Annotated in this window: 3 protein-coding genes; 2 read left to right on the top strand and 1 reads right to left on the bottom strand. The window is 72.0% G+C overall.

The genetic code is table 11. The features are described from left to right. Positions 1 to 2,205: DUF6351 family protein (locus VFN12_RS09810; protein WP_325118468.1), on the top strand; the 2,205-nt coding region annotated here is incomplete at its 5' end. Positions 2,206 to 2,219: 14 nt separating this feature from the next. On the opposite strand, the gene VFN12_RS09815 is transcribed toward VFN12_RS09810, so the two are convergent. Continuing rightward, positions 2,220 to 4,553, bottom strand: a complete 2,334-nt coding sequence (locus tag VFN12_RS09815) for a xanthine dehydrogenase family protein molybdopterin-binding subunit (protein ID WP_325118470.1) — start codon at positions 4,551 to 4,553, stop codon at positions 2,220 to 2,222. Positions 4,554 to 4,651: 98 nt separating this feature from the next. Between VFN12_RS09815 and VFN12_RS09820 the strand changes: the two genes are divergently transcribed. Then, positions 4,652 to 5,211: helix-turn-helix transcriptional regulator (locus tag VFN12_RS09820; protein ID WP_325118471.1), on the top strand; the 560-nt coding region annotated here is incomplete at its 3' end.

Consider the following 5,211-nt stretch of genomic DNA (forward strand, 5'->3'; position numbering starts at 1 on the left):
ACCCTCCCGATGGGGGAGGCGTCGGCCGCGGAGTCGCTGACGATCCGGGTCCTGTCCAACCGGGCCGACCTGGTCTCCGGCGGTGACGCGCTCGTCGCCATCGACCTCCCCGAGGGGGTCCCCCCGGCCGACGTGCGGGTGAGCGTGGGGGAGCGCGACGTCACCGACGAGTTCGCCCTGCGGCCCAACGGCCGCTTCGAGGGACTGGTCGACGGCCTCGCCGTGGGCGCCAACGAGCTCCGCGCCGAAGCGGCCGGCCAGGTCGCCGCGGCCACCGTCACCAACCACCCCAACGGCGGCCCGATCTTCTCCGGGCCCCACCACGAGCCCTACCAGTGCCAGGCGGGCGCGGTCGACGACAAGTGCAACCAGCCGGTGGAGTACACCCTGCTCTACAAGTCCACCGACCCGACCCAGCCCGACCTCCAGCCCTACGACCCCCAGGACCCGCCGGACGACGTCGCTACGACGACCACCGACGAAGGCAAGACGCTGCCGTTCATCGTGCGGCGCGAGGACGGGTTCCAGGACCGCGACCGCTACACCATCCTCACCCTCTGGCAGCAGGGGCAGGAGTGGGAGCCCTGGGCTCCCCAGGAGCAGTGGAATCACAAGCTGCTGATCACCCACGGAGGCAACTGCGGGGCGTCGTACGCGCCCGGGTCCCCGCCGCTCCAGGACTACTCCGGGACGCTCGAGTCCGTTCCGGGCGTCACCCCGAGCTACGTGACCGCACTGGGCAAGGGCTTCGCCGTGGCGTCCACGGCGCTCGCCAACACCGGGCACAACTGCAACGTGTCGATCGAGGCCGAGTCGCTGATGATGGCCAAGGAGCGCCTGGTCGAGCAGTACGGCGAGATCCGCTACACCATCGGGACCGGATGCTCCGGCGGGTCGATCGCCCAGCACACCATCGCCAACGCCTACCCCGGCATCTACCAGGGCCTGGTCACCACCTGCTCGTACCCCGACACGCTCACGGCCGGGGCGCAGTTCACCGACTACCACCTGATGCGGCTCTACTTCGAGGACCCGTCTCGGTGGGGGAGCGGCGTCGCCTGGACGCCGACCCAGATGGCGCAGGTGGAGGGTCACGCCTCCCACGTCAATGCCGTCGTCGCCGACGAGAACCTCTACAAGTCGGCGCTCAACCCGGAGAACGACTGCTCCGGGACCAGGGACACCGTTCCCGGCGACGAGAGCACGCGCTACGACTCCGAGACCAATCCCGGTGGGGTGCGCTGCTCGGTGCTCGACATCATGGTCAACGTGTTCGGCCCGCGTCCCGAGAGCGTGTGGAGCCCGCAGGAGCAGGCGGCCGGCCACGGTTTCGCGGGCGTCCCGTTCGCCAACACCGGCGTCCAGTTCGGTCTCGAGGAGCTGAAGAAGGGGCAGATCACGCCCGCCCAGTTCGTCGACCTCAACGTGAAGATCGGTGGCCTGGACGTCGACACCGGCTTCACCGAGGAGCGCGTCGACGGAGACCAGGCCGCGATCGAGCGTGCCTACCGCTCGGGCCTGATCAACGAGACGACCCACCTCGACGAGGTGGCCATGATCAACCACGGCGGGCCCGACCCCGGCCTCGCCCACGACTACAGCCACGCCTTCTGGACCGAGGAGCGGCTGCTGGCCGACCAGGGTCACACCGACAACCGGGTCATGTGGTTCGGCCCGGCCCCGCTGATCGGTGACCCGGACTGGGCCAACGAGGCGCTGCTCGCCATGGACCGCTGGCTGTCCGGGGTCGAGTCCGACTCGCGCGACGTGGCGCTGTCGCAGAAGATCGCCGAGGACCGGCCGCAGGACGTCACCGACCGCTGCGTCACCGCCGACGCCGCGCCGGCCTGCTCGGTCGAGGAGCTGCAGACGCTGCAGACCCGGCTCTCGACACCCCGGCAGGAGGCCGGTGGTCCGGTCGCCAACGACAACGTGGCCTGCCGGCTCAAGCCGCTGGACCGTTCCGACTACGGCGTCCTCGGGTCAGCGTTCACGGCCGAGCAGTGGGCGCAGCTCGAGTCGGTCTTCGCCGACGGAGTCTGCGACTGGAGCGCCCCGGGCCGCGGCCAGGGTGCGGCCGAGACCTGGCTCCAGTACGGCACCGCGACCGACCACGTGTACGGCGGCGAGAACCTCCCTCCGGTGCCCGCCGGCTCCGGTGGGGGCTGGATGAGTGGCTCGTTCCTGCCCCTCCTGGAGCAGTAGCCGCTGGTCGGCGGTCAGCCTCGGGCGAGCTCGTCGAACACCGCCGGCGGGTCCCGCCACGGATCGGGGAGCGTGCCGGCGGTCGCCTGTCGGATCGCGGTCCAGACGCGTTGCGGCGTGCACGGCAGGTCGATGTGCTTCACCCCGAGATGCCGGACCGCGTCGATGACGGCGTTCTGGACCGCGGGGGTCGAGCCGATCGTGGCGGACTCGCCGATCCCCTTCGCCCCGAGCGGGTTCAGCGGCGTGGGGGTCTCGGTGTTGGAGGTCTCGAGAGAGGGCGCGTCGGCCGCCGTGGGGATGGCGTAGTCGACGAAGGTGCCGGTCAACGGCGTCCCCTCGGCGTCGTACACGAACTCCTCCCAGAGCGCCTGCGAGATGCCCTGGACCGCGCCACCGTGCTGCTGGCCCGCCACGAGCATCGGGTTGAGCACCCGCCCGCAGTCGTCGACGGCGACGTGCCGGAGAGGCGTGACGTGTCCGGTCTCGGTGTCGACCTCGACGATCGAGACGTGCGCGCCGAAGGGGAAGGTCGCCCCGTCGACGGTGACGTCGGTGTCGGAGCCCAGGCCGCCGTCGTGCTCGTGCGCGTACGCCGCGACCTCCGCCCAGCGGACGCTCGCGCCGGGGACCCCCTGCACCGAGAACGCGCCGTCCTCGAGCGTGACGTCGGCCGGCGCCGCCTCCAGCATCCGGGCGGCCACGGCCAGGGCACGCTCGCGGACCTCGTCGGACGCGGCGGCGACCGCGCTGCCGCCGAGCTGCAGGGAGCGGGACCCGCCGGTGCCCCCGCCGGAGCGCACCAGCCGGGTGTCCGACTGGGTGTAGGTGATGTCGGTGAGCGGGATCCCGAGCCGGTCCGCGACGATCATCGAGAACGACGTCGCGTGGCCCTGGCCGTGCGCCGAGGTGCCGGCCATGACGACGGCCGAACCGTCCTGCTGGATCTGGACCGAGCCGAACTCCGACCCGCCGAAGCCGGTGATCTCGACGTAGGTGGAGATCCCGATTCCGAGCTGGCGGGGGTCTCCGGCCTCGCGCCGCCGCTGCTGCTCGGCCCGTGCCCCCTCGACGTCGGCGATCCGCAGCGCCTCGCGCAGCGGCAGGTCGTAGTCGCCGTTGTCATAGGTCATCTTCGAGTGGGTGGTGAACGGGAAGTCGCCGGGCTGGATGAAGTTCCGTCGCCGCAGCTCCTCCGGTGGCAGGCCCAGCTCGGCCGCGGCGGCGTCGACGAGGCGCTCGATCATGGCGGCCGCCTCGGGCCGGCCGGCACCGCGGAACGCGCCCACGGGGGTGGTGTTGGTGAGGACGGAGACCGCGTCGTACCGGAGGCGGGGGATGGCGTAGGTCCCCTGCGCCATGAGCCGGGTCGGCCCCACCGTGAAGCCGCCGCCGAAGCCGGCGTAGGCACCGCAGTCACCCACCATCCTCAGCCGCAGCCCGACGAACCGGCCTTCTGCGCTGAGGCCGAGCTCGGCGTATTGCACCTGCCCGCGGCCGTGCATCGACAGCATCGCCTCGCTGCGCGTCTCGCTCCAGGTCACCGGCCGGCCGAGGCGGCGGGCGGCGTCCAGCACGGCGGCGTGCTCCGGCACGATGCCGGCCTTGCCGCCGAACGCGCCGCCGACGTGCGGCGCGATGACGCGGACCGCGTCGGGTGCCAGGCCGATGTACTTGCAGATGAGGTCGCGGGCCATGTGGGGCTGCTGGGTGCCGACCCAGCAGGTCAGTCCCGTCACGCTGCCGTGCTCGAGGTGCGGCTCGACCAGGATCGCGTGGCCCTCGATCGGGGCGACCGCGATCCGGTGGTTCTCCATCCTGAGCCGCACCACGCGATCGGCCCCGGCCAAGGGGTCCTCCCGGTTCTTGTCCATCCGGGAGGTGGCGAGGTTGCTGCCCAGCTGCTCGAACTGGAGCGGTGCGTCAGGGGCCAGCGCGGCCTCCATGTCCGAGACCGCGCCCAGGTCGTCGTAGTCCACGTCCACCAGCTCGGCCGCGTCGACGGCCTGGGCGCGGGTCTCCGCCACGACCAGGGCCACGGCTTCGCCGACGAAGCGGACCTTGTCCGTCGCGAGCGCTGTGCGCTCGAGGTCGTCGTTGGCGCTGGCGAACGCCGGCACGGGGCGGTCGGCCATGTCCCGGCCGGTGAGCACCGCCAGCACACCGGGGGAGCCCTCGGCCTCGGCGGTGTCGACCGAGGTGATGCGGGCGTGGGCGAAGGGGCTCCGGACGAACACGGCGTGGGTGGCCCCGTCGGAACGGAGGTTGTCCACGAACGTTCCCCGGCCGACCAGCAGCTCGGGGTCCTCCACTCGACGTACGGCGGTGCCCAGGATCGATCCAGCCATGCGGGGAACTCTAGGCGGACGGCCCGCGCAGGTCGGCAGGTGGACGGTTAGGCCACCCTTACTTGAAGTGCCCCGAGCAATAACGTCACACTGGTGTTGTGAAATTGGACGACGTCGAGGTCGAGGTGCGCGAGACCGCGCCCGCGACCCACGACCAGCCGACGCGCGAGCGCGTCGTGCGGTCGATCCTCGTCGACGGGGCCTCGACCGCCGCGGCGCTGGCCGAGCGGCTCGACCTCACCCCCGCCGCCGTGCGCCGGCACCTCGACGCGCTGCTCGAGGAGGGCATGATCGAGGCCCGCGAGCCGCGCAGCGGGACCACCCGCGGGCGTGGCCGCCCGGCCAAGGTCTTCGTGCTCACCGAGGCCGGACGCGACCACTTCGACCAGCAGTACGACGACCTCGCCGTCCAGGCGCTCCGGTTCCTGGCCGAGACCGGCGGCGACGCGGCCGTCCGCGAGTTCGCCAACCGGAGGGTCGCCTTCATCGAGGAGCGGTTCGACGCGGCGCTCGCCGCCAACCCGCACCTGAGCCCGACCGAGGCGCTGGCCCAGATCTTCACCGACGAGGGGTACGCCGCCTCGGTGCGCGACATCCCCGCATCCAACGGCCACAGTGGAGACCAGCTGTGCCAGCAGCACTGCCCGGTCTCCCACGT

The organism is Nocardioides sp. (genome assembly GCF_035703625.1).
Taxonomy (GTDB): domain Bacteria; phylum Actinomycetota; class Actinomycetes; order Propionibacteriales; family Nocardioidaceae; genus Nocardioides.